Source organism: Chlamydophila parapsittaci (assembly GCF_006385615.1).
Taxonomy (GTDB): domain Bacteria; phylum Chlamydiota; class Chlamydiia; order Chlamydiales; family Chlamydiaceae; genus Chlamydia; species Chlamydia psittaci.
Genome location: NZ_CP041038.1, coordinates 1 through 25,840, shown reverse-complemented (window position 1 = coordinate 25,840; position 25,840 = coordinate 1). Strand labels below are relative to the sequence as shown.

Below are 25,840 nucleotides of genomic sequence, written 5' to 3'. Positions count from 1 at the left end.
TCATCAAAAATATTTTAGATGGGAGTTTAAAAGAAAACAGACTAGATCAATTCTTCTAACTCTACATTGTTAGCACTGTCCAATTCCTCATCATGATTACTTTCTTCAATTTCAGAAGCAGGAATAACAGCTATTCCTGGATAAATAGGTAGACTCTCTTGAGGATAGTATTGCACCGACGTATGAGCACCTGACACAATCTTTCCTTCTCTAAATAAAAACATACCAATAGGTTGAAAACATCCAATTAGGTAATAACTGAATTGTCCTAATCCTTGTCGTGTACCTCCTCCTTCAAATTTAAAATTATGCTGAGGAACTGCCAACCACACGCCACGAGAACGAATCACATCATTATTCCAATCTCTTTCAATACAACTATAAGCAACTCGCCCTCCTAAAGGGTTTAATAAACCATAAAAGACTGCCATCATTGAAGCTGTGCCATAAAAAGGAGCCTTCAGAAGGTTAACGAGAGATCTAGCCATTTCTCGAACTATATCCTTAAAAATAAAGCGATCTTCTTTAGAGATATCTGTTTTAGAAACACACTGTATGACCATTTGCAAAAGTATATAAAAAGGAATCACTATAAATCTGATCAAATTATAGACCATTTTAATCAGAACAACAAACGGAACTGCTATTAAAGGAAATACAAAGGTTGGGATTCTATAATCTATACCATCTGGATAAAAATAGACTAATGCTACTCCAGAACCATTTTTATCCAAAGTTGACAAGTCTATATGAGTTTCTTGAATTCTTTCTTGAATACGTTCTTTTTCTTCAGCTTTAGGCTTGTAATAGTGACATAGTGGCATCGGAGCCCAAACCCTATTCCCAAAAGGTTTGATTACTGAGCCCGCAAGAACATCTACTTTCCTGCTAATCCTATACAAGACATACATGCCCCCTGTGAGTAAAATCGTGGGAACAGCTACAGCTACAACAACCGCAACCCATGTCATGACAAAAGCTTGAATTTGTAAGGTTCCAAGAAGCATAGCTAATAACACTAAAGTTACCAGCACAGATAAAGCAATGACGGCAACACGTGTTTGACGATTTGCCTGATATTTCTCTAGTTCCAAATGACTGCGAGAGCTTTTCATAATCTTGGACTCAAACACATTTTTCCAATCTGTTTCGTCCGGAAAATGGTTAGGTCCAACAGGAGCTAATCTTTGGTTAACTGAGGATAGATTAAAACAAGACATGCTACACTTTAAAAAAGTTTTATTTTATTTTATTTCAAAGAAAAGAAATTCTCGAAACACTATACTCTTATTACACTTTTATTAAAATTTTTTTAGTGCCAATCATGAGAAAGAAAATCGCAAAATCGAATTACAACCTCTTATTATTAGGAAGTATGTTAGCAGGATTGGGTCTAGCTTCCTTTAATATCCCCTTGATATTTCAAAGCGCAGAGATTGTATCAGGAATTTTTTTAAAATTGTTAAAGTTTTTAAGTCTTCCTCTAGTGTTTTTTGCTATTGGCTCTACGATCACGTCAATTAAAAATTTTCAAATAATGTTGTCCCTGGGCAGCAAAGTACTCTACTACACGCTTCTTACTACTATCATAGCTGCTACAATTGGTTTGGGATTATTCCTCATTATCTACCCTGTTATGCCATTAGAAGAAGCTACGGCATCTGCTTCAGCCACATGCTCAACGGGATACCTAAAGGTCTTGGCAAATACAATTCCTGGAAACATTCTTGAGCCATTTTTAGAGAATAATGTTATCTCTGCGACATTTTTAGCTGCTTTATTAGGGATTTCCTCTCTTTTCCTCGCTGAAAAAGAAAAGCATTTCACTCAAACACTATTCTCAACGTTTTTTTCTATTCTTCTTAATATTGCTAAGGGGATACTAAAATTACTCATCCCAGCTACCATGGCTTTTTCCATTCTGTTCTACAAGGAAGTCACTCACAGCCAAGGAAACTTAGTAATTTTTAGTAAATATCTCCTTTGTGTAGTAGGAGCGAACTTAATTCAGGGGTGCATTGTCCTTCCATGGCTTTTGAAAGCCAATAAGCTTTCACCTATCAAAATAGCTAAAAGCATGTCTCCTGCATTAATTACGGCCTTCTTTTCAAAGTCCTCTGCATCTACATTACCTTTAACCATGGAACTAGCTGAGGAAGAACTCAAAATCAAACCATCATTATCACGACTTGCCTTTCCTCTATGTTCTGTGATTAACATGAATGGTTGTGCAGCCTTTATCTTAATTACCGTGCTCTTTGTTGCCACATCAAATGGTGTGAGTTTTTCTATTTTCTCTATGATTGGTTGGATCTTTATTGCGACGCTATGTGCTGTTGGCAATGCAGGGGTACCCATGGGATGCTTTTTCCTAGCTTCCTCTCTGATTACTTCAATGCAAATTCCCCTACATTTATTAGGATTAATTCTTCCTTTCTATACCGTCTTGGACATGATTGAAACATCTCTAAATGTCTGGTCTGATTGTTGTGTTGTAAGTATGACAAACAAACACTTTTCAGATAAGTTTATTGAATTAGAGTAAATGTAATGAGCAAAAATTCCACCCATTTTTCTTCTAGACTAGGCTTTATTTTCTCCATGATGGGAATAGCCGTTGGTGCTGGCAATATCTGGCGTTTTCCTAGAATTGCAGCACAAAATGGCAATGGGGCCTTTATTTTAATTTGGCTTCTTTTTTTATTTATCTGGTCTATTCCTCTTATTATCGTAGAGCTTTCTCTAGGAAAATTAACAAAGAAAGCTCCAATAGGCACCCTAATCAAAACAGCAGGTCCAAAATATGCCTGGTTAGGAGGCTTTATTACTTTAGTAACAACGTGTATTCTAGCTTATTACTCGAATATTGTTGGGTGGGGTCTCAGCTATTTCTATTACTCTATTTCCGGGAAAATTTATGCTGGAAATGACTTTTCTCAATTGTGGGAAACACACTATCAAAGCCTTTCCCCTCTATTCTTTCATTTCCTGTCCCTGTTTTTAGCTTATATGATCATTCGTAAAGGCATTGTACAAGGCATTGAGAAGTGCAATAAAATTCTTATCCCCTCATTCTTTGTGTGCACCCTAGTCTTACTCCTAAGAGCTATTACACTTCCTAACGCCATGCAAGGAATCAAACAGCTCTTTACTCTAGATTTCACCTCATTATCTAGCTACAAATTGTGGTTAGAAGCTCTAACCCAAAATGCCTGGGATACCGGAGCTGGTTGGGGATTACTCCTAGTATATTCAGGATTCGCCTCAAAAAAAACGGGTGTGGTGAGCAACGGAGCTCTTACAGCAATATCGAATAACCTCGTTTCCCTAATTATGGGGGTCATTGTATTTGCTACGTGCGCTTCATTAGATACTTTAGGCACAACGCAATTACAACAAGGCGCAGGCTCATCTAGTATAGGTATAGCTTTTATCTATCTTCCAGAATTGTTTACCCGAGTTCCAGGCTCTGCCTATCTACCCGGTATTTTCAGTTCTATATTCTTCCTGGCTTTTGCTATGGCCGCTCTTTCATCAATGATTTCCATGCTGTTTTTGTTTTCGCAAACACTCTCAGAGTTCGGCATCAAAAAACACATAGCGGAGTTATCCGCCACAATCATCGCCTTTATTCTTGGTGTGCCATCCTCTTTAAGTCTGTCTGTATTTGCGAACCAAGACACTGTCTGGGGAATAGGGTTAATTATCAATGGTCTTATTTTTATCTATGCAGCAATAAATTACGGGCTACCACATTTAAAAAAGAAAATTATTAACGCTGTTCCTGGGGATATACACCTCAACAAATCTTTTGATTATATAATAAAATATTTACTCCCAATCGAGGGAGCTACTTTACTGTGCTGGTATTTTTACGAAGGGCTTTTCCCTGAAGACGCCAATTGGTGGAACCCTATATCTGTTTACAGTCTTTCTAGTTTGATTTTACAATGGTCTATAGGGTTAGTTATTTTATGGTCCTTAAACAAAAAACTTTCTAAGTACTTTTCTTTGCATAACTTAGATAATTAAAAGCTTATGTCTTGATATATTCTGTTCTTTAAGATATTCTGTTTTAAGTTTTGTTATTTTTTCTCAAAGCAACGCAAGGAATCATATGTCAATAACAACGCCATCGTCGTCATCTGATCAAGTCGGTGATCAAGAAGCTTTAAATAGAGTCTTACTTAGCTTTGACGGAAGAATTAGCTCGTTAGATAGTCAAGTGAGGCAAATCGAAGAGAGAATCAGCTTATTAGATAGATCTGCTTCTCAATCCGTTGCCACAGGAAATAATGTGGCGAGTAATATGGCTCTTTTAAAAGACGAAGTAGACAGTCTAAAAGGGTGTTTAAATACAATCACAGAGCTATTATTCGAATCACGGGCAAATCACAATGCAGGATTTCCTCGTTCTGAAGGTAACTCCGCCTATATAGTAGGTTCCCGGCCTCCCTCCACTTGTTCGAAACTTGCAGCAGTAGTATTAACGCTTTTAGCTCTCATTGCTATCACCTTGCTTATTATGTGTATCGTTGCTGTTTGCGGAGGCTTCCCTCTATTTATTTCTCTACTTAACATGTATACAGTCGGTGCCTGTATATCTCTACCTATTATCTCATGTGCATCAGTTTCCATCATGATTCTCTGCACAATATCTATTACTTCTTTACTAAGAAGCAGACCTGCAATCTACATGGTAAACAATTCTCAAATAGAAGCTTGATTATTATAAAAGAATACTTAGGAGAAGTTAGACATTATGACCTCTGTAAGAACCGATTTAAATACAACCGAAACATCGCTACCTCCATTAAGTGCACATGAAATTTCAGCACAGTTATCTACTATTCAGGCGGCTGTATCAGGTCTACAGCAACAATATTCAGCGGGATGGACTCACGTTCCGGGCACAGCATCTGGAACAATAGATCAAAGCTACCTGATGCGTATAATGCAGTCGCACATGGCAAATACTTCTGCAGTCGTTTCTGAACTTAGAACGGAAGTTGCTGCAATCAAGACAAAACTACATGGGTTGTCTTCCCCAGCGGGCGTTTGCAGTGGTCCTATGGCTTTATCAGCATTCTTGCTAGCCATCTCTTTAGTTGCTATTATCATTATTGTTTTAGCTTCCTTAGGACTCGCTGGTGTACTGCCTCAAGTTGCTGCCATTTTAGTTAATACAGCAAACTCTATATGGGCTATTGTTAGTGCCTCAATAGTAACGGTGATCTGCTTAATTAGTGTGCTTTGCGTTTCATTAATTCGTCACAACAAACCCTTGCCTCTTGAAACTAGATTAACAGGAAATTAAAAAAATAAATTGTATAAAATTTATTATTGTTTAATCACCTAGACGCACCTTGAAATTAATTAATTTCATCAGTTAATATATTATTTTCTTAGGTGGGTTTGCCATGCAAAAAGCCCTTCGCTTGCTATTGAATCTGCATCATGGAGAAGAGAGAAGAGCCCTTCTATTTTTAGCTTTAGGGTTAATTTGGGGAATAGGTTGTTACGGTTCCTTAGCATTAAGTGAAGGGCTTTTTCTCGAAAATGTAGGAACAGAAGGCCTGCCCTCTATTTACTTGGGCTCATCATCAATTCTATGTCTTCTATCTTCACTGATTCTTTACAATTTATGTAAAAAAAGAGTTGCTCCAAAGACATTATTTCTATTGCCCATAACCAGTATCATTGTATGCAACCTCTACCTTTTTTGTTACGCAGTCACATGTAGTGAAATTCCCTCAACGCCACTACTGATTTATCGCATGCTCACATGGAGCTCTATAATATTAGCTTATACAAATTTCTGGGGATTTGTAGACCAATTCTTTAATATTCAAGATGCTAAAAGACATTTCAGCATATTCAATGCCATCATATTTTTAGGGGATGCTATTGGTTGCGGAATCGTTAACAGAATTCAATACATAGGGATTGAAAGAATTCTCGTACTCTTTGTCGTAATTCTGTTCAGTTGCTACCCTATCGTGCATTATGTATCTAAATCTCTAAAGGAATTATCCGAAGACCATGACCATTTTATAGACACTGGTCATCCTCCTTCTGCTTCAAAAGCTTTTAAACTCTGCTTAAAGGATAGCTATACCTTCTATTTACTATGTTTTTATTTCTTAATGCAGCTACTTGCTATCGCGACAGAGTTTAATTACTTAAAAATCTTCGAACATCACTTCGCAGAACGAGACACATACGAACTTACAGCACATATCACAAAGTGGTCATCCTGGATTTCTTTAACAAACATGTGCTTTGCTCTGTTTGCCTACAGCAGAATTGTAAAGAATATGGGGGTGAACAATATTATCCTTTTTGCCCCCCTATGCTTCACTAGCCTGTTTTTCTGTTGGTCATTTAAAACCTCACTTGGCATTGCAACCGTCGGTATGGTAGCTCGTGAAGGATTGACTTATGCTTTAGATGATAATAACCTGCAGTTGCTGATTTATGGGGTTCCTAACAGTATTCGAAACCAGATTAGAATTGCAATAGAGTGCTTTATTGAGCCGGTAGGCATGTTCGTGTGGGCTCTCCTATGTTTTGCTATTTCCTACCAATATACAGTCTGTCTTGTGATATCCCTTATCACAGTCGTCTTAGCTTGTTTATTACGGTCATACTACGCCAAAGCCATTTTAAGAAACTTATCTTCTCAAGCTATCTATCTGAAAAAAACCATGCTAGAATGGATAAAATCCATGACTTTAAAAGAGAAGAGACAAACAGAACTGTTACTACTCACTCATCTAAAGCATCAACATGAAAAACATCAAATCTTTGCCTTCCAGCATTTGCTAAATCTTGGTAGTCGTAGTGTCCTTCCTAGTTTATTAGCTCATATGAATAAGCTGAGCTTACCAAGTAAGCTAAAAACCATGGAAATGCTAAAGAATAGTCTCTGGGCTAGAGATTTTCTTACTCTAGAGCTCCTAAAACGATGGTCAATGACTACACCACACCCTTCAATTGCTGCCGGAATACATCTCTATTTTGCAGAACATGACTTATTAGGCATCTCTGATATTTCTGAAGACCTTTATGATGAACCCGGTGATAAATTACTCGCCGCAATTCTTACAGTTCGCCGGCAAGAAATCTGTGGACAATATCGTGATATTGCAGATGCACGTCTTAAAGAACTCCTCACCTCCGCAGATTCTCGAGTAGTATCCATTGGACTTTCTATTCTCACCCTAGAAAAAAATCCTGACAATTTCTCTACTTTGGTCGAATTCTTAGATAACACGAATAACAAGATTTTTATTCAAACATGTAAGGCTCTACACGCATCTGTGAAAACCTTACACAAGCCTTACTGCAAGAAATTACTACAAGTACTAAGACACCATCTTCATAACGAAGAAGCCTGTGACTATCTATTGAAAACAATTAGTGTTATTTTAGATGCTTCATTAGTGAAAGAATTCCTCATCACCACCTCATTATTAAAAAGCACCTCTAGGAAACAGGCTGAGTCGATTATTATAGGATTACCTAAAGAAACAGCAACCGCATTCCTTCAGATTCTTTCTGATAATAACATACACAACCGTTGTCGTATTCTTGCTGCCAAAGCACTTTGTAAAATTGATAACAAACTCTTTAGGAAACACGCTTATAAAATCGTAAAATCTAAAGCCTTAAAAGCTATCTTTTATGATTATCATAAGAATTATATTCAAAAATCCTATCCTAAATACAACCTCAGCCTATTAGTTAATACCTTAGAATCCAACTATCAATCTGAAGTGAACTTCATGTTTGAATTCCTAGGTATTTTAGGATCTGTAGAACACTCTGATATACTTATAAGAGCCCTAACAGGAAAAAATAAAAAAGCAAAAGCACAAGCACTTGAATCTCTAGAAAAAAATTGCGAAGATTATTTATTTGCTCTACTCGATCCCTTCATTAATAACCCAGGAAAGCGTAGTGAAAAATACTATCTAAAATGTGGTGTTATTCCTTTAACATTAAAAGAGTTATTGAATATGATGGAAAATTCTCCTTCATATTTAAGTAAACTTACAGCCAGACAGTTAAAGGAAGAATTAGCAAATTGCGACGCTGATTTTCAACCAGTACCGCCGTATTCGACTTTAGATGAAGAGCATACAAATCACAATAAAGATGACTCTGACAATCTAGCTACTTTCTTTACTATTTAGCCAGGAGTCTCTTGATGAATTTAATTGACCGCGCCTTCCTTCTAAAGAAAAATCCTATATTTAATTCTTTAGATATGGACATCCTCCTTGCGATTTCAGATAAAACTGAAATCATGATCTTTAAGCCTGGAGTAAAAATATTTTCTATAGAAGAACCCAGCTTCAGCTTATACATCATAGTAGAAGGTTACGTCAAAATTACCGATAACAGCTCATCTTTATCTGTTACAATTTCATCACAAGAGTGCTTTGGAGAAGAAAGTTTATTCAGCAACAAACCCAGAGAATATAATGCGGAAGCAATAACTCAAGTTCGTACCCTCACTTTAAGTAAGGGACAATTTCTGAGTATTGTTGAAGAATGCCCTTCAGTAGCTTTATCGCTCCTAGAGCTATACGCTAAGCAAATTACTTTTAGACATCCCATCTCATAAAAGATAATCTAAAATGCATTCCTGAATGCATTAAGAAAATAGTCATGTAAAGAAAAATAAAAGAAATGGTGCGCTATTTTAGTGGAAATGATGCACTAAGGATACAAACGCACCTCAAAAGGAGTAGTCCAACTACTGGCCCTGACGTGTTTTAATATATGTGAGAACGTCGCCTACAGTACGTAATTTTTCTGCATCTTGTTCTGAAATTTCAAAGTTAAACTTTTCTTCTAAAGTCATAATCAACTCTGTTAAGTCTAAACTATCAGCATTAAGATCCTCGATAAATGAAGAATTCTCATTTACCTCACTTGGATCTACCCCAAGTTGCTCAACAATAATTGCCTTTACATCATCTTCTAAACTCATTGCTATATCCTTATGTTTTATCTACACAATTACCTAAAATTTCCTAAAAAGAGAAAACAACCAGTATCACAAAAATCTAATTTTTCAATCTAGATTGTTTGCAACCTATTTAGTATGTCATACCTCCATCAACACTCAATACCTGAGAAGTTATATAAGAAGATAAGGGTGAAGCAAGAAATAGTGCTACGTTAGCAATTTCTTCAGGGAAACCCATTCTCCCCATAGGAACATTTTTTAACCATTCGCTTTTTAAATTATCATTTAACACTCTGGTCATATCAGTATCAATACACCCAGGAGCTATGCAGTTCACTCTAACGTTTCTTGCAGCAACTTCTTTAGCTAACGCTCGACTAAACCCTATAATACCAGCTTTGGCAGCTGCATAATTGGTCTGTCCTGGACTCCCCATTAAACCAACAACTGAACTAATGTTAATGATAGACCCAGAACGAGCTTTAATCATAGGACGAATTACACTAGAACATACATAGTATAGGGAATTTAAATTAGTGTTAATCACAGAAGACCACTCTTCTTCAGACATACGCATTAAAAGATTATCTCGAGTAATCCCCGCATTATTTACTAAAATATCAATATTACCATGTACTGTAATAAAATTCTGAACGGCCTCTTTTACAGATTCACTCTTACTAACATCAACTTTAGCAAAAGTCGCAGGTCTTCCTATTTTCGATAATTCTTGAGCAGCTTTCTTACCACCCTCGTCATTTATTCCCCAAATCTCAACGTCCGCACCTTGCTCTACAAAAAGCTTACTAATGGCAAATCCTATACCTCTAGATCCCCCGGTAACGATCGCTTTCTTTCCCAACAATATACCATTCATATATCTATAGCCCTGATAAAAAATTATTGATGCTTTCTACTGTACCTAAACTTTTAATAGGTTTATTTAATCCTATAGAACGATTCAATCCAGCAAGAACTTTACCTGGACCAAGTTCTAAAAATTCATCAACTTCTAAATCTATTTTAGAACAACTTTGATACCATAACGTGGGGGAAGTCATTTGCTTGACTAAACACTGAAGAATTTCATCATTATTCCTTAGAAAGTTGGCTGTAACATTAGATACAAAAGGGATTTCAGAACTATTCATATTCAAATCATATAAGTAAGGCGCTAACTCATCTTCAGCTGACTGCATCAGTGGAGTATGAAAAGCTCCAAATACTTTTAATAGTATCGCCCTTTTGGCTCCTAAATCTGTAAACAATTTAACAGCTTCTTCTATTTTTTCTCTTAGACCAGCAATAACTATCTGTTTAGGAGCATTGTAATTGGCAACCCAAATCCCCTCTCCTAAACTTTCTAAATTCTGCTCAATAACGTCGGCTGTCAAACCCAAAACTGCTGCCATGGCACCAGGACTTTGTTGACAAGCCTGATTCATAAATTGAGCACGTTTACTAATAATATTAAAGCCATCAACTGAAGAAATACGTCCAGAAGCCACTAGAGCTGTATACTCTCCCAGGCTTAAACCTGTAACCGCTGCAGGAGTTATAGAAGTTCTTGAAGATAAAATTTCAACTACAGCTAAACTATGCAAGTATATTGCTAGTTGGCTGTATGCAGTTTCAAGCAACTTCTCTTCAGGCCCGTTAAACATAATGGAGGATAAAGAAAATCCTAAAGTCTCATCAGCCAAAGCAAACACTTTCGCTGCTTCTGGATAGTTTTCTACTAAATCTTTACCCATACCAACGTATTGACTACCTTGACCTGGAAATAAAAATCCTATTTTTTTCGTCATTTAACTTTCTACCTGTTGTAAAACAACTGCTCCCCAGGATAACCCCCCTCCAAAAGCAACTAGAAGCAAGTATTCTCCAGAGTGAATTGTATGCGATTGTAATAACTCATCAAGAGCTATGCATACAGAAGAAGCAGCTGTATTTCCATACTTACACAACGTCTTAAATACTTTACCTTCGTCTATTTCAAAACGTTTAGCTATAGCGTCAATAATTCTTTCATTTGCTTGGTGAGGAACCAACCAGTCTATGTCACTCTCTTCAATTCCAGCGCCAGCAATACAAGTTTTAGCAGCGGACTCCATGCGTCTTACTGCATGTTTAAACACTTCTTTCCCTTCCATAGAAATAAAATGCTTACCCGCTTCTAGAGTCTCTTGGGAAGCAGGAACACGACTCCCTCCAGCAGGAAGACTCAATAGATCGGCTACACTTCCGTCTGCTCCTAAATTCACATTAGTGATTTCTAAAGCTCCAGGACGACTCTCTCCAATAATGCAGGCAGCACCTCCATCCCCAAAAAGAACACAGGTATTTCTATCCTTGTAATTTACAAAAGAAGAGAGTTTATCTGCGGCGATAAGCAAAACATTATTATACATCCCTGATTCGACATAGGCCTTAGCTACTGATAAACCGTATAAATAACCGGTACAAGCAGCCATACAATCAAATGCTGGAATGTCTTTTATCCCCAAATAAGCTTGAGCCAAGGCTGCACTTGAAGGGAAAATATAATCCGGGGCTGATGTAGAAAAAATAATACATTCTATTTGGTCTTTAGTTAGACCTGCTTTCTGTATTGCTCTTTCAGCAGCTTTAGCCCCCATTATGGATGTATATTCATTAGCTGCTGCAATACGCCTTTCTTTGATTCCGGTTCTTGTTACTATCCATTCATCCGAAGTATCAACCATCTGTTCAAGATCAGAATTAGATAGGATTTTTTCGGGCAAATAAGAACCTGTAGCCCATATAGATGCCTTTCTTGTTTTTTTCACGCACAACCATAAATAAAGAAAAAAGCTAGTATACTATTCAAAGAGTTTATACCCTAACTTTTATTTTAAGTATTTAAGCACTTTCTGTGACCCTGAGATACAATAAAAAATTATAGATTTCCAAAATGCTAAAGTATCCTGACTATTTATCCAAACTCATCTCCTTTCTTAGAAAACTCCCTGGGATAGGATTTAAAACAGCAGAAAAACTAGCTTTCGAACTATTAGATTGGGATAAGGATCAATTAGAATCCATGGGGAAAGCTTTTTCCGAACTCTCTGCTGCACGCAGCCATTGTCCCACTTGTTTTTGCTTGAAAAGTCACCCAGAAAGTCTTTGCTCATTTTGTCAAAACAATCGAGACACATCTATATTGTGTATCGTAGCAACTCCTAAAGATATTTTTGCTTTAGAGCGCTCCCAAATTTTCAAAGGTCACTATTATGTCTTAGGAGCCTTACTATCGCCAATAACGGGAAAACATATTGATGCAGAGAGAATGCATTTACTAAAACAACGTATAGAATTTTTAAAACCGAAAGAAATTATTCTAGCTCTAGACGCCACTCTAGAAGGAGATGCTACAGCCCTTTTCTTAAAACAAGAGCTTTCTCATTCCTCCATATCTATTTCTCGTTTGGCTCTAGGTTTGCCAATAGGATTGTCTTTTGATTATATAGACTCCGGAACGCTTGCTAGAGCCTTTTCTGGCCGAAACCCATATTAAACTTGAAATAAAACCTTTGCACTTTTAATTTTTTTGGTTATAAAAACATAAGTATCTCTAGAAGCACTTTCAATGTTTAAGATAGTAAGATCTTGTTAAAAAACATCCTAGTCCTTATTTTTGTGCTTACTTCAATAAACAAGTTTTTCTGCCTAGGGGAAATTCTTTCGAATGTTCATGATGCGAAATAAAGTTATTCTGCGGTTTACCGTTCTGGCGCTAATCCACGCCCCATTAGCTCTAGCGGCTACAGAAACGGTTAAAGAAGGATACACACTCGTTGAATCTATTACGATTACAACTGAAGGTGAAAATTCTTTAAACAAACATCCGCTACCGAAATTAAAAACGAAAAGTGGCTCTTTGTTTTCTCAAGCAGATTTTGATGAAGACCTACGCAATCTATCTAAAGATTACGATAGAGTAGAACCAAAAGTTGATTTTTCTAATGGCAAAACCACGATTTCTTTGCTTCTTGTTGCCAAGCCATGCATTCGAAAAATTTCTATTAAAGGGAACGAAGCCGTACCCTCTCATAAGATTCTTAAAACTCTACAAATCTACGAAAATGATGTATTTGATAGGGAAAAGTTCTTAAAAAATTTTGATGAGCTTAGAGTTTACTACCTTAAACGCGGTTTTTTTGAATCACAACTCTGTTATGAATTAGATCATAATGAACACAAGGGTTACATTGATGTCCTGATCCAGATTCAGGAAGGTCCTTGTGGTAAAATTAAAAAGTTAGAAATTTCAGGTCTCAATAGATGTGAAAAGGCAGATGTCAAAGAACTGATTCTGACTAAACAGTATTCAAAAACTACTAGTTGGTTTACAGGAAATGGTCTGTATCATCCTGACATTGTTGAGCAAGACTCGTTTGCTATCACCAACTATTTACATAATCTAGGCTATGCTGATGCAACAGTTACTCCAAGACGTGAAGTAGACGAATGTGGAAATATCGTACTCTACATGGATGTCGATAAAGGCCCTCTGTATACTTTAGGTCACGTACATGTTCAAGGATTCGATGTACTGCCTAAGCGCCTTGTAGAAAAACAATTATCTGCGGGTCCTGATGATATTTACTGCCCCGAAAACATATGGGAAGGCGCACAAAAAATTAAGAATACTTATGCAAAGTATGGTTACATTAACACGAATGTTGACGTAACATTTTCGCCTCATGCCTCACGTCCTGTTTACGACGTAACTTACCAGGTAAGTGAAGGATCTCCTTATAAAGTTGGTTTAATCAAAATCACGGGAAATACTCATACAAAACATGATGTGATTTTACACGAAAGCAGCCTATTCCCAGGGGATACTTTCAACAGATTAAAACTGGAAGATACTGAGCAACGCCTCAGAAATACGGGTTATTTCCAAAGTGTCAGTGTATATACTGCACGTTCTCAATTGGATCCATTAGACAATGCTGAAGAATATCGAGATATCTTCATAGAAGTTAAAGAAACTACAACAGGAAACTTAGGATTGTTTTTAGGTTTTAGCTCTTTAGACAATTTATTTGGAGGAATCGAGCTTTCTGAAAGCAATTTTGATCTTTTAGGTATCAGACATTTGTGCTCTAAAGGTTTTAGATGCCTAAGAGGTGGTGGAGAGTATTTATTCTTAAAAGCAAACTTCGGGGATAAAGTCACCGACTATACTCTTAAATGGACAAAGCCTCACTTTTTAAATACACCGTGGATTCTAGGTGTCGAACTTGATAAGTCTATTAATAGAGCTCTTTCTAAGGATTATTCCGTTGAGACTTATGGTGGAAATGTCAGTACCACGTATATCTTAAATCAACAATTAAAATACGGTATCTATTACCGGGGTACACAAACTAGCTTATATAAGAAGAAAAAAGATCAAGCCGGTCCTGATCTTGCTGCTAATAAAGGCTTTATATCTGCTGCCGGTGTAAATCTAAATTACGATTCCGTAAATAACCCTAGAAACCCTACTACAGGTATACGTAGTAGCGTAAATTTCGAAGTTTCTGGTCTTGGTGGTACCTACCACTTCACAAAACTCTCTTTAAACAGTTCGATTTATCGTAAGCTAACAAGGAAAGGGGTTTTGAAAATCAAAGGAGAAGCTCAGTTCCTTAAACCTTTTGGAGACACAACTATAGAAGGCATTCCTATTAGTGAACGCTTTTTCTTGGGTGGAGAAACTACTGTTCGGGGATATAAACCATTTATCATTGGTCCTAAGTTTTCTCCTACAGAACCTCAAGGTGGATTATCCTCTCTCCTACTTACGGAAGAGTTCCAGTATCCTTTAATCAATCAACCTAACGTGAGTGCTTTCGTCTTCCTAGATTCAGGATTTATTGGACTTAAAGAATACACTATCCGTTTGAAAGATCTTTGTGGAAGTGCTGGCTTTGGTTTACGCTTTGACGTAATGAACAACGTTCCAGTTATGTTAGGATTTGGTTGGCCATTCCGCCCAACAGAAATGTTTGAGGGAGAAAAAATTGATGTTTCACAACGGTTCTTCTTTGCTTTAGGAGGCGTCTTCTAAATATAGCTGTGAAAAAGTAGCAAAGCTCTAAATCTTTGGTTGTCTTCAGAGAGAGCTTTTGCTAATCTAAAGCTCTTCATCTCTTAGATCTTATAAAGGTTAATATGAAAAAATCATTAAGCTCTGTTTTTCTCACTTTTCTAACTTTAGCGGGTATGCAGCAAGTTTTTGCTGATGAAAGCTCTAGCGAGTGTCGCTTAGGCGTTGTCAGTTTGAAACGTTGTTTAGAGGAATCTGCTTTTGGGAAAAAAGAAACCGAAGAGCTAGAAAACATGAAACAACAGTTCTCAAAAAATTCTGAAAAAATGGAAGAAGAACTGTCGTCACTTTATAATAAATTACAAGACGAAGATTATATCGAGAGTCTCTCTACTTCAGCTGCTGAAGAATTAAGAAAAAAGTTTGAGGATCTTTCCGCAGAATATAATGCCTTACAATCGCAATACTACCAAATGTTGAACCAAACCAATATGAAAAGGGTTCAAAAGCTCATACAAGAAGTAAAAAAAGCTTCTGCAAAAGTAAGAGAAAAAACAGGTTTGTTCGCGATCTTGAACGACGAAGTGGTTCTATCCATTGATTCTAGTGCTGATAAAACTGATGAGATTATCAAAATTCTTGATGAATCTTTCAAAAATAACTAAGATACCTCAAGAACCAAGGAGTTTTGTATGCCTCAAGAGCTGGTCTATACTCTTCAACAGTTAGCAGACTTATTAAAAGTTGAAGTTCAAGGAAATACAGAAACTCCTATTTCTGGTGTTGAAGAGATAAGTGCAGCTAAAGCTCACCATGTCACTTTTCTTGATAATGAAAAATATGCTCGTTTTATAAAGATTACTGAAGCTGGAGCTATTATTTTATCAAAGGCTCAAGCTCAAAAGTACGGTCATTTAAATAAGAATTTCCTTATAGTTTCAGAATTCCCTTCTATAGCTTTCCAGAAATGTATCGAATTATTCATTTCTCCTGTTGACTCAGGATTCCCAGGAATTCACCCTACAGCTGTTATCCATCCAACAGCATCCATAGGCAAGGATGTTTGTATAGAGCCCTATGCTGTTATATGCCAACACGCATGTATTGGAGATTCTACCTACATTGGGACTGGTAGTGTTATAGGTGCGTATTCTACTCTTGGAGAACATTGCTTAATACATCCTAGAGTAGTAATTCGCGAACGTGTAGAGATGGGTAAGCGTGTGATCGTCCAACCTGGTGCTGTTATCGGTTCATGTGGTTTTGGTTACATTACCAATGCTTTTGGCCGGCATAAACATCTTAAGCATTTGGGGAAAGTGATTATCGAAGATGATGTTGAAATAGGAGCGAATACTACCATAGATAGGGGTCGTTTCAAAAATAGCATCATACGTGAAGGTACCAAAATCGACAATCAAGTGCAGATAGCTCACCATGTAGAAGTTGGGAAGCATAGCATGATTGTTGCACAAGCAGGAATCGCTGGTTCTACAAAAATTGGTAACCACGTGATTATTGGAGGGCAAACAGGAATTACAGGTCATATTTCAATCACAGACCATGTAATTATGATGGCTCAAACAGGAGTTACTAAATCTATAAGTTCTCCTGGTATCTATGGAGGAGCTCCTGCTCGTCCATATCAAGAAATTCATCGTCAAGTTGCTAAAATCCGTAGCCTACCTAAATTAGAAGAACGTTTAGGAATGTTAGAAGAAAAAGTTAAGGGATTATCTGCACAATCTGAAGAATTACAAATAACCCCTTCATAGAATTATAGATGTATAGATTTAAAGCGTCTTTTCAAGGTAAGAATTTTTATCACGCTTTTATTGACAATTGCTGGACTTACTTGACCCGTGGTAATTAATTGAGTTAGTACTTTAATTCCCTTCTTAAGCTCTTTAAGACTAGAAAAAGTAAAGCACTCGACTCCATGATTCAGTGCTTTTATTGTATTCTCAACATTCGTCAACATAGAACATCCCATAAATTTCAATCTTGAGAAGTCTACGTCAATAGCTAAACCTCGTATCGTGTTTGCTAAACTATAACGTAAAGCTATGGGACTTGGTGTGGTTGTCGTAGGAGAACAATCACAGTGATGTAATTTTCCTTGTATATTACCTGAATATTTTAGTCCCCTGAGCAACTCAGAATAGTTGGTCATATCCATACTGACTATTTCTTGAAAGATTAATGAAATCATAACCCCATAATCTTTAAGTAGCTCTCCTAAACCAATTCCTACCTCATAAAGATTTTTGCAGTCCATTAAAGATAAATCCCGCTCCAACAAATAAAATTCCAAGCTATGAGGAATAGTACATCCCAAAAGTAAATGAATTATCTGAGACTTATTGAAATCACGAACATACCTACATTGCTTTTCAAAAGAACCACAAGAAAATAATATTCCGCCTAAGCCATAGTTCTGTTCAATCTGTTCAACTGAACTTACAAAATCCTCCCACTCTATTCCACAAGAGGGAAGATAAAAAAATAATTGAGCTAACTTCTTATCCATGGAAGTAAGTAGAGAAAATAGCTCTTTTGTTTCCTCTAACTCCTCGTTTTTATAGGGCATCCATTGCGTTTTTTTTAAATAGTTACTAGCACCTTCTCTCCCATCTTGAAATTCTTGAGCAGAGGCAACAACCCGTTTAGTTATAGTTAATAATTTTTTCTTGAGTTCATTATCTTTCTTATTGTCGTTGTCACTGGGAGAATTTGGATCTCTCATGACACCATCTATCTGTTCCACATAAAAATGATTCTGACGATTTAGTCTGCTAAAAACGTCCATGTGTCCACGGTCCTTTACTTCTTGGTCAGAAATACACAAATGGGAAGATATTAAAGATTTTTCTTTTTTTAAAAAACTTAATTACTTTTTTGGTCTTGTCTTTTCAAATCCATGACTTTATAATAGAGTGAACTTAATCCTTGACGCAACTCTCGTATCAAGATATGCCCGACGCTTTTCATTACAATATCGCTTCTCAAGAATCTGATGAGGCAACTGTAAAAAATATTATCGATATATATGGCTCCTCTCGTTGTGTAGAACTCTTGAAATACATGCTACTCATTCGTGAGTTTGAAACACGAGGAGAAGAGGCTTATTTGGAAGGTTTAGTTGGTGGTTTTTACCACTCCTATAGTGGTCAAGAAGCGGTTGCGACCGCAGCATTGGCTAATACAGGATTAGATCAGTGGTTTTTCTCTTCCTACCGCTGTCACGCTCTTGCCATATTACTGAATATCCCCTTGCGCTCCCTTGCAGCAGAATTACTAGGTAAAGAAACCGGTTGCGCGTTAGGTCGAGGCGGGTCCATGCATATGTGTGGTCCGAATTTTCCAGGAGGATTTGGAATCGTAGGAGGTCAAATTCCCCTAGCCGCTGGAGCGGCATTCGCTATCAAATATCGGTGTGAAGATAAGATCTCCCTAGGATTCATTGGAGATGGAGCTGTTGCTCAAGGAGTATTTCACGAAACATTGAATTTTACTGCTCTACATAACCTCCCCTTAATGCTGATTATAGAAAATAATGGCTGGGGCATGGGGACCGCTCTCAATCGTGCTATTGCAAAACAACCGATAGGAGAATCCCAAGGGGCTTCTTACGGTATACGCTCATTCACGTTAAACGGCTTTGATCTTTTCAATTGTCTTTTAGGCTTTAAAGAAGCTTATGAGTACATGCAAAAAACGCGGCTTCCAGTCATTGTTGAATGCTTATGTTCTCGATTTAGAGGACACTCCATTTCTGATCCCAACTTGTATAGAAGTAAAGAAGAAATGCAATGCCTTATAAAAAAAGATCCTATCATGTTCGCTAAAAAATGGCTGATCAACTTGGGAGTAATCTCAGAAGAAAGTTTTCAAGCATTACGTGAAGAATGTAAGAACGAGGTTTTAAAAGCTTTTACTGAAGCAAAATCAGATCCAGAACCCACGATTGCCACATTAGAAGAGGGTGTGTATGCCTAAGTATGTTACATTAGAAATCCGAGAAGCTATTAGAGAAGCTATTGATGAAGAGATGGCGAGGGATCCTAATGTATGTATACTAGGAGAAGAAGTCGCTGAATATAACGGTGCTTATAAAGTTACAAAAGGCCTTTTAGATAAGTGGTCATCATCAAGAGTTATTGATACACCAATTAGTGAAGCGGCATTCGCTGGTATAGGGATTGGAGCGGCATTAACCGGTTTGCGTCCAATTATAGAATTTATGAGTTGGAATTTCTCTTTAGTAGCTGCAGATCAAATTATTTCACATGCTGCAAAAATGCATTATATGACTGGAGGAATCTTCTCAGTTCCCATCGTATTTCGTGGTCCTAATGGTGCTGCAGCACAAGTATCTTGTCAGCACTCTCATTGTGTTGAGGCCCTATATGCTAATATCCCGGGTTTAATTGTTATTGCCCCATCGAATTCTTATGATGCTAAAGGACTATTAAAATCTGCTATTAGAAATGACAATCCTGTTCTCTTCTTAGAAAATGAGTTAGAGTATAATCTCAAATGCGAAGTCCCCGTCGAAGAATACTTAATCCCTATTGGGAAGTCTCGAGTTGTAGAAGAGGGTAAGGATTTAACAATTATCACCTACGGTCGAATGGTTTCTATCGTAAAACAAGCTGTAAAGGTTGCTAAACAGCGTTATGGTCTTTCTATAGAAATTCTTGATCTACGCACAATTAAGCCACTAGATATCTCTGGAATATTTTCTTCAGTAAAGAAAACAGGAAATTGTATAGTTGTAGAAGAGGGTCATTACTTTGCAGGGATCTCTGCGGAAATCATTACGGAAATTACAGAACATATTTTTGATTACCTAGATAGCCCTCCTTTAAGAGTGTGCCAAAGAGAAACTCCTATGCCGTACAACAAGACATTAGAGCAAGCAACTCTGCCCAATGTGAATCGTATTTTAGACACTATCGAAAAAATCATGAGGTAAATTTGTGATTTCTCTATTAAAAATGCCGAAACTTTCTCCCACCATGGAAGTAGGAACTATCGTAAAATGGCATAAGAACAATGGCGATAAAATAGAGTTTGGTGATGTTCTCTTAGAAGTATCAACAGATAAGGCTGTACTCGAGCATACGGCAAATGAAGAAGGCTGGTTCCGGGATTGTCTTGTTAAAGAGGGAACAAAAGTACACATAGGCACACCTATAGCTGTCATATCTTCGGAAAAGGATGAGGATTTCAACTTAGACACTATCCTTCCTAAAACTCCCGAGCCAGAACTTCCTGTAGAAAATGTTCAACTAGTGGAAGAAGAAGTCACGAAAGTGCAACCATCCGTTGCCCCCATGCAGTTAGCCTTTCAATTTAAACCTGAACCTCCCCTGTCTAAACCTCTATCTTTAAAAGTAGATTCTTCAAAATCCCCCATTTCTCCCCTAGCTAAACGTGTAGCGAAGGAAAAAAACCTGGATATTTCTGGAATCAAAGGTAGCGGTCCTGGCGGACGTATTGTTGAAAAAGACCTGGATAAAGCTCCTACCAAAGGTATTGCAGGTTTTGGTTACCCTGAAGCTCCTGAAGTGCATCCTGGATCCTATCACGAGGAAACTCTTTCTCCTATTCGAGACATCATTGCACAGAGGTTACAAGCTGCGAAAGCCTCTATTCCACATTTTTATGTAACACAAAAAGTTTATGCTTCGCCGTTGCTCGCCCTGCTTAAGGAACTACAGGCCCAAGGAATTAAGCTGTCTATTAATGACTGTATTGTTCGTGCTTGCGCCCTAGCTTTAAAAGAGTTTCCTGAAGTAAATTCAGGCTTCAATAGCGTCGACAATAAAATTGTACGTTTTGAAACTATAGATATTTCGATAGCTGTGGCTATTCCTGATGGAGTGATTACTCCTATTGTACGCTGTGCTGATCGCAAGAACATAGGTATGATTTCTGCCGAGATTAAAAGCTTAGCTTCTAAAGCGAAATCTCAATCTTTAAAAGAGGAAGAGTATAAAGGTGGGTCTTTCTGCGTTTCCAATTTAGGCATGACAGGAATTACAGCATTCACAGCAATTATCAATCCCCCTCAAGCAGCTATTCTTGCTGTGGGTAGTGTTCAGGAAGAGCCGATAGTAATCAATGGAGAAATTCTAGTTGGTTCTACGTGTATATTGACATTGTCTATAGATCACCGTGTAATTGACGGATATCCAGCCGCAATGTTTATGAAGCGATTGCAGAAAATCTTAGAAGCTCCTTCTATCCTGTTATTAAATTAAAAGTTTCGCGTTTTTCGACAACAACAAGCGTTGCTAATAAAAGTCATTCATATTGGATTAGCAGCGCCTTTTTCTTAAGATTTATGATTTGTAGGAACGTTCCATATATCTCTGGCATAGTCAGCAATAGCTCTATCACTAGAGAAAAAGCCCATGCCGCCTACGTTATATATCGATTTCTTTACCCATTCATCTGTGTTGTGGAATAAGGTAGCCGCAGATTCATGAACTTTAATATACGATTCTAAATCCGCTAAAACAAAGAATGGATCACCTTCATGTAATAATCTATGTACTATAGGCTTGAATAGTTCTTTGTCTGAAGTGTTGAAAAATCCTTGATCTAGTAATTTTAACACATGAGCAATCTTGGGATTGTTATCACATATAGCCTGTGGGTAATACTCTCGCCTTATTTTGGCTATTTCTTCTTCTAACAAACCGAAAATGAACATATTGTCCCTACCAATATATTCCGACATTTCTATATTTGCTCCATCCATGGTTCCTATTGTTAGGGCACCGTTTAAAGCAAATTTCATATTTCCTGTTCCGGAAGCTTCCATACCTGCTGTAGAGATCTGCTCCGAGATATCAGAAGCAGGCATAATCATCTCAGACATCGTCACTCGATAATTTGGAAGGAAGAGAACTTTTAAGACTTCATTCACCTGAGGATCGTTATTTACACAATCGGCAACGCTATTGATAAGTTTAATGACTAACTTAGCAAACGCATATCCTGGAGCCGCTTTTCCAGCAAAAATTACTGTTGTTGGGACAATACTCGAAGATACATTCTCCTTAAGATCATTATACAGATAAATCACCCTAAGAATGTTCATTAACTGCCGTTTATATTCATGAATACGCTTTACATGAAAATCAAACATAGAGGAGGGATCTATGTTCTCCCCGGTTTCTTTTTTAAGTTTTAATGCAAAATCCTGCTTATTATTAAGCTTAATTTTATGCCACTGTTCTCGAAAACTCGCGTCATCAGCAAAAGGGATCACCTTGTGAATTTGAGAGAGATCCGTAATATGAGCACTCCCTATCGTTTGCTCTAATAATGCATCCAAGCGAGGATTACATAAGGCGAGCCAACGTCTTGGAGTAATCCCATTAGTTACGTTAATAAATTTATCGGGGAAAAACTCTACGAAATCTTTAAATAATGTGGTTTTTATAAGATGAGAGTGAAAAGCAGAGACGCCATTAACTTTAGACGAACCTACAACAGCTAAACTTGCCATATTGACATGTTTATCGCTACCCTCCTCAATAATAGACAATGCTCGACGCTTATCGTTATCTCCAGGAAATCTTTGAGAGACTTTCTCCAACCATCGAGAATTAATCTCATAGATAATCTCTAAATGTCTAGGCAATAGTCTTGAAAAGAGATCTATAGACCAACGCTCTAATGCTTCAGGCAAGATCGTATGGTTTGTATAATTGAATATGCGCGTAGTCATATCCCAAGCGGTATCCCAAGGGAGTTCTTCCCTATCAACCAAGATATGCATCATTTCAGCTATTCCTAATGCAGGATGGGTATCATTAAGCTGCACAGCTACCCTGTTAGGGAGATTATCCAAAGAAATATGTGTTTTCGTATATCGACGAAGAATATCTTGGATTGTTGCAGAAACTAAAAAGTACTCTTGCTTTAACCGCAGCTCTTGCCCCTCAGAAATAGAATCATTAGGGTATAACACTCTGGAAATGTTCTCTACTAATGCGATATCTTCTATGGCGCGAATATAATTCCCATGATTAAAGTAATTAAACTCAAATCCATGTGGAGATTGTGCTTGCCACAAACGCAAGGTATTTACAGTATCTCTACCGTATCCTGGGATAGGTACATCATAAGCCATGGCTAGCACTTCTTGAGTATCTACAAGATCAGCAACTTCTTTTCCTCGAGCATCTGTATAATGAATTACTCTACCGTAAAAGCGAACAGGATAGAGATATTCCCCTCTACATATTTCCCAAGGGTTACCATAACGCAACCATTCATCGGGGGCTTCTACTTGATAACCGTTGACAATTTTCTGATCAAAGATACCATAATCGTAGCGGATACCATATCCATAAGCAGGAATTCCCATGGTTGCCATGGAGTCTAAATAACACGCTGCAAGTCGTCCTAATCCCCCATTCCCTAATCCTGCATCTGCTTCCATTTGTATTAAAGTATCGAAATCATAATTCAATTCTTCTAATGCATTACGAACAAGATCCAGCATTCCTAAATTCAGAAGATTACTTTTTAAACTTCTACCAAGTAGAAATTCCATAGAAATATAGTAAACACGCTTAACATCTTGTTCGTAGTAACTATTCTGAGTTTTTAGCCAACCTTTAGCTAACCACTCCATTACAGTCTTTGAAACTGCTGTAAATATATCTCTTGCTGAAGCGGATTCCGGAGATTGTACTACACCAAAATACAGACGATTTAAAATCGCCTGCTTCATTGTTTCTACGTTTACCAAATTCTTATCAAAATTCATAAGTCTCCGAATCGAGGAATAAGCGGGAAGTGATTTTTGTATTTCCATAAGAAAAATCTAAAAAAAAAGAAAGAACTTAGAAGGAAGATATCTTGAAGCAAAGGGAGTATGAAACGAATCTCTATAAAAAATTAAAATCGGAATCAAAAGAAGGAAAATACTCTGAGGGTAAAAATCTGAGATCCCATAATTATGCGTATTCAAATTGATCTGAAAATAACAATCTGCTAAACATTTCTTACATTTTTTATAATTCAGTAACTTATGATCTCAGCACATGCATTTGGAGCGTTCTCTGGACGAGCAAATAGAAATGTCTTTACTCTGAGCAATTTTAAGAGCTCCGATTCTACTAGGGATCAAAGACCTAGAATCTCTCAAGACACAGTAAGCAGAACTAGCCCTCGTATGGATAGGCAGCCTAAATGTCGTATGATTCAGCATACAGCTCTTTGGGTAACTTTAGGAGTAGTCTCTATCTGTTCGATGAGCTTGTTATTAACAAGTGGCTATTACGCAACGCCTACAATTTTAGTAGCACTCATTTTACAGATTATTTTGACACTAGTGTCTATGGCATGTTTGATGATCAACTACGCTCTGAGGAAAAAGTTAGTTTAGGCTAGCAAGGGATTTCTTCTTCAGGGAAAAACTCAAGACTTTTATACGCTGAAGTTAAATACTTCATTAAGTCTTGCGTAGCAATACTAATGTCGTGCCCCCCTTCTTCTACTTTTTGCGAAATAGCACGTATTGATGAAATTACTGTTGAATGATCTCTAGAAAATACATCCCCTATCCTTACATAGGACAAAGACAATTTCTGCCGACATAAGTACATAGCAACCTGTCTAGGCAATACATATTCTCGAGATTGTGAACGCCCTAAAATACTCTCTGGAGACACTCCATAATACTTAGCAACAGCGCGCACAATTCCTGAAGGAGTTAAACGCACGCTTTCCGCAGCCTCTAAAACATCGTGTAAGAGAGATTGTATATCATCTTCATAGAGCAGTTGTTGAGACAATTTCTTATAAGCAACACGTTTTGAAAGCAGATTTAACGCATGTAATAACGCTTTCATATCTGAAGATAATGCATGAATTAAGAAGTCCAAAGCTGAGTCTTCTATGCGAATAGATAGTTGCTCTGTTTGTCGCATCAGAAAACTTCTTAATCCCTCTTTCGTTAAAGGATGAATAGGAACAGCTACTCCCCATTCAAAACGACTAATTAAGCGTTCTTCCATTGCTTTTAAGTCCGCAGGAGCATACGCCGACGAGATAACAATCAACTTACCTTCTGTTTGTAATGAATTAAAGGTATGGAAAAACTCTTCCTGAGTAGCTCCTTTACCTGAGAATACTTCTATGTCTTCTATAAATAAAGCATCGACATTACGGTAAAAAGAACGAAACCTCTGCATTTCTCCAGAACGTATTGCTGAAACTAAATGTTCAGTAAATAAATCTGAAGCAACGTAAAGAATCTTACCTCCAGATTCTCGGAGCACATTTACAGCAGCTTGCATTAAATGTGTTTTCCCAGACCCCTCTGGTCCAAAAAGATAAATCGGGTTAAAAGGAAAGCCTGTAGCATCTTCTGCAGGTTTTGTAAACTCCTGTAAAATACGAAACGGCAAGTCATTTTCAGGAGTCACAAGAAAATTAGCAAAAGTCATCTCAGGATTTACATTGCCATACTGCATAGTAAAGTAGGCAGTTTTTTCCTGCTGCATCTGCTTTTCTTTATAGAAAGGAGTAGTTTTATCAAGGGAAGTAACGTGAACGCGAATTAATTTCCCGTTATTATTCACTAAACTTGTTTTTACTTTGTGGCGTATATGCTCCTCAAACCAAGTCACTTGAAAAGAGTCTTTAGCTTCAAGATACAAATTACACGCATCAAAACATAGGACTTTTAACGACCTTAACCATTTGTCTACAGTACTCGTACCGATTTCTTTTTCTTGTAGCAAAAGAAAGTCTTCCCACGCCCGCAT

The 25,840-nt window shown here is 37.4% G+C and carries 22 protein-coding genes; 14 read left to right on the top strand and 8 right to left on the bottom strand.

What is annotated here, in order from left to right; translation table 11 throughout:
- Positions 1 to 41: 41 nt before the first annotated feature.
- Positions 42 to 1,220 carry a hypothetical protein gene (locus FI836_RS00110; protein ID WP_014943827.1) on the bottom strand — a complete coding sequence of 393 codons (1,179 nt, stop codon included), beginning with the start codon at positions 1,218 to 1,220 and terminating at the stop codon, positions 42 to 44.
- A gap of 104 nt (positions 1,221 to 1,324) precedes the next feature.
- Between FI836_RS00110 and FI836_RS00105 the strand changes: the two genes are divergently transcribed.
- The 6 genes from FI836_RS00105 (at position 1,325) to FI836_RS00080 (ending at position 8,632) form a co-directional block, all read left to right on the top strand.
- A complete protein-coding gene (locus FI836_RS00105) occupies positions 1,325 to 2,545 on the top strand; it encodes a dicarboxylate/amino acid:cation symporter (RefSeq protein WP_006343170.1) in 1,221 nt (406 codons plus the stop codon).
- 5 nt (positions 2,546 to 2,550) lie between these two features.
- Positions 2,551 to 4,032: a sodium-dependent transporter gene (locus tag FI836_RS00100; RefSeq protein WP_014943826.1), complete on the top strand. Its 1,482-nt coding sequence runs from the start codon at positions 2,551 to 2,553 to the stop codon at positions 4,030 to 4,032.
- 85 nt (positions 4,033 to 4,117) lie between these two features.
- A complete protein-coding gene (gene incB, locus FI836_RS00095) occupies positions 4,118 to 4,726 on the top strand; it encodes an inclusion membrane protein IncB (protein ID WP_006343168.1) in 609 nt (202 codons plus the stop codon).
- 36 nt (positions 4,727 to 4,762) lie between these two features.
- Positions 4,763 to 5,317 (top strand): hypothetical protein, encoded by a 555-nt coding sequence (locus tag FI836_RS00090; RefSeq protein WP_014943825.1) that lies wholly within the window; start codon positions 4,763 to 4,765, stop codon positions 5,315 to 5,317.
- Positions 5,318 to 5,420: 103 nt separating this feature from the next.
- Positions 5,421 to 8,198 (top strand): hypothetical protein, encoded by a 2,778-nt coding sequence (locus FI836_RS00085; RefSeq protein ID WP_139934547.1) that lies wholly within the window; start codon positions 5,421 to 5,423, stop codon positions 8,196 to 8,198.
- Positions 8,199 to 8,212: 14 nt separating this feature from the next.
- Positions 8,213 to 8,632, top strand: coding sequence for a cyclic nucleotide-binding domain-containing protein (locus tag FI836_RS00080; protein WP_006343165.1), 420 nt, complete (start codon positions 8,213 to 8,215; stop codon positions 8,630 to 8,632).
- A gap of 132 nt (positions 8,633 to 8,764) precedes the next feature.
- On the opposite strand, the gene acpP is transcribed toward FI836_RS00080, so the two are convergent.
- From acpP to FI836_RS00060, 4 genes are all read right to left on the bottom strand, one after another.
- Positions 8,765 to 9,001, bottom strand: coding sequence for an acyl carrier protein (gene acpP, locus FI836_RS00075; RefSeq protein ID WP_006343164.1), 237 nt, complete (start codon positions 8,999 to 9,001; stop codon positions 8,765 to 8,767).
- A gap of 109 nt (positions 9,002 to 9,110) precedes the next feature.
- Complete coding sequence (fabG, locus tag FI836_RS00070; RefSeq protein ID WP_006343163.1) at positions 9,111 to 9,857, bottom strand: 3-oxoacyl-ACP reductase FabG; 747 nt, start codon at positions 9,855 to 9,857, stop codon at positions 9,111 to 9,113.
- Between the two features lie 4 nt (positions 9,858 to 9,861).
- Complete coding sequence (gene fabD, locus FI836_RS00065) at positions 9,862 to 10,788, bottom strand: ACP S-malonyltransferase (protein WP_006343162.1); 927 nt, start codon at positions 10,786 to 10,788, stop codon at positions 9,862 to 9,864.
- The gene (locus FI836_RS00060) at positions 10,789 to 11,790 is read right to left on the bottom strand and encodes a ketoacyl-ACP synthase III (RefSeq protein ID WP_006343161.1); all 1,002 of its coding nucleotides are present in this window, start codon (positions 11,788 to 11,790) and stop codon (positions 10,789 to 10,791) included. It abuts the gene before it with no gap.
- Positions 11,791 to 11,915: 125 nt separating this feature from the next.
- Here FI836_RS00060 and recR point away from each other — a divergent pair, with 125 nt between their 5' ends.
- The 4 genes from recR to lpxD all read left to right on the top strand — a co-directional run bounded on the left by recR (position 11,916) and on the right by lpxD (position 16,816).
- Complete coding sequence (recR, locus tag FI836_RS00055; RefSeq protein WP_006343160.1) at positions 11,916 to 12,518, top strand: recombination mediator RecR; 603 nt, start codon at positions 11,916 to 11,918, stop codon at positions 12,516 to 12,518.
- 171 nt (positions 12,519 to 12,689) lie between these two features.
- Positions 12,690 to 15,062 carry an outer membrane protein assembly factor BamA gene (bamA, locus tag FI836_RS00050; RefSeq protein WP_006343159.1) on the top strand — a complete coding sequence of 791 codons (2,373 nt, stop codon included), beginning with the start codon at positions 12,690 to 12,692 and terminating at the stop codon, positions 15,060 to 15,062.
- A gap of 104 nt (positions 15,063 to 15,166) precedes the next feature.
- Positions 15,167 to 15,706 (top strand): OmpH family outer membrane protein, encoded by a 540-nt coding sequence (locus tag FI836_RS00045; protein ID WP_006343158.1) that lies wholly within the window; start codon positions 15,167 to 15,169, stop codon positions 15,704 to 15,706.
- A 27-nt stretch (positions 15,707 to 15,733) separates the two neighbouring features.
- Complete coding sequence (lpxD, locus tag FI836_RS00040) at positions 15,734 to 16,816, top strand: UDP-3-O-(3-hydroxymyristoyl)glucosamine N-acyltransferase (protein ID WP_006343157.1); 1,083 nt, start codon at positions 15,734 to 15,736, stop codon at positions 16,814 to 16,816.
- 2 nt (positions 16,817 to 16,818) lie between these two features.
- Here lpxD and FI836_RS00035 read toward each other — a convergent pair whose 3' ends face one another.
- On the bottom strand, positions 16,819 to 17,850 hold the full coding sequence (locus FI836_RS00035) for a hypothetical protein (RefSeq protein WP_006343156.1): 1,032 nt from the start codon (positions 17,848 to 17,850) through the stop codon (positions 16,819 to 16,821).
- Between the two features lie 164 nt (positions 17,851 to 18,014).
- Between FI836_RS00035 and pdhA the strand changes: the two genes are divergently transcribed.
- The 3 genes from pdhA to FI836_RS00020 are packed head-to-tail and all read left to right on the top strand — an operon-like array spanning position 18,015 to position 21,310.
- Positions 18,015 to 19,040, top strand: a complete 1,026-nt coding sequence (gene pdhA, locus FI836_RS00030; protein ID WP_006343155.1) for a pyruvate dehydrogenase (acetyl-transferring) E1 component subunit alpha — start codon at positions 18,015 to 18,017, stop codon at positions 19,038 to 19,040.
- Positions 19,033 to 20,019, top strand: a complete 987-nt coding sequence (locus tag FI836_RS00025) for an alpha-ketoacid dehydrogenase subunit beta (RefSeq protein ID WP_006343154.1) — start codon at positions 19,033 to 19,035, stop codon at positions 20,017 to 20,019. Before pdhA ends, FI836_RS00025 begins: the two co-directional genes overlap by 8 nt.
- A 4-nt stretch (positions 20,020 to 20,023) precedes the next feature.
- Positions 20,024 to 21,310 carry a pyruvate dehydrogenase complex dihydrolipoamide acetyltransferase gene (locus tag FI836_RS00020; protein ID WP_006343153.1) on the top strand — a complete coding sequence of 429 codons (1,287 nt, stop codon included), beginning with the start codon at positions 20,024 to 20,026 and terminating at the stop codon, positions 21,308 to 21,310.
- A 74-nt stretch (positions 21,311 to 21,384) separates the two neighbouring features.
- On the opposite strand, the gene FI836_RS00015 is transcribed toward FI836_RS00020, so the two are convergent.
- Complete coding sequence (locus tag FI836_RS00015) at positions 21,385 to 23,835, bottom strand: glycogen/starch/alpha-glucan phosphorylase (protein ID WP_006343152.1); 2,451 nt, start codon at positions 23,833 to 23,835, stop codon at positions 21,385 to 21,387.
- A gap of 264 nt (positions 23,836 to 24,099) precedes the next feature.
- Between FI836_RS00015 and FI836_RS05250 the strand changes: the two genes are divergently transcribed.
- A complete protein-coding gene (locus FI836_RS05250; RefSeq protein WP_041460077.1) occupies positions 24,100 to 24,456 on the top strand; it encodes a hypothetical protein in 357 nt (118 codons plus the stop codon).
- A gap of 1 nt (position 24,457) precedes the next feature.
- Here FI836_RS05250 and dnaA read toward each other — a convergent pair whose 3' ends face one another.
- Positions 24,458 to 25,840 (bottom strand): chromosomal replication initiator protein DnaA, encoded by a 1,383-nt coding sequence (dnaA, locus tag FI836_RS00005; RefSeq protein ID WP_006343151.1) that lies wholly within the window; start codon positions 25,838 to 25,840, stop codon positions 24,458 to 24,460.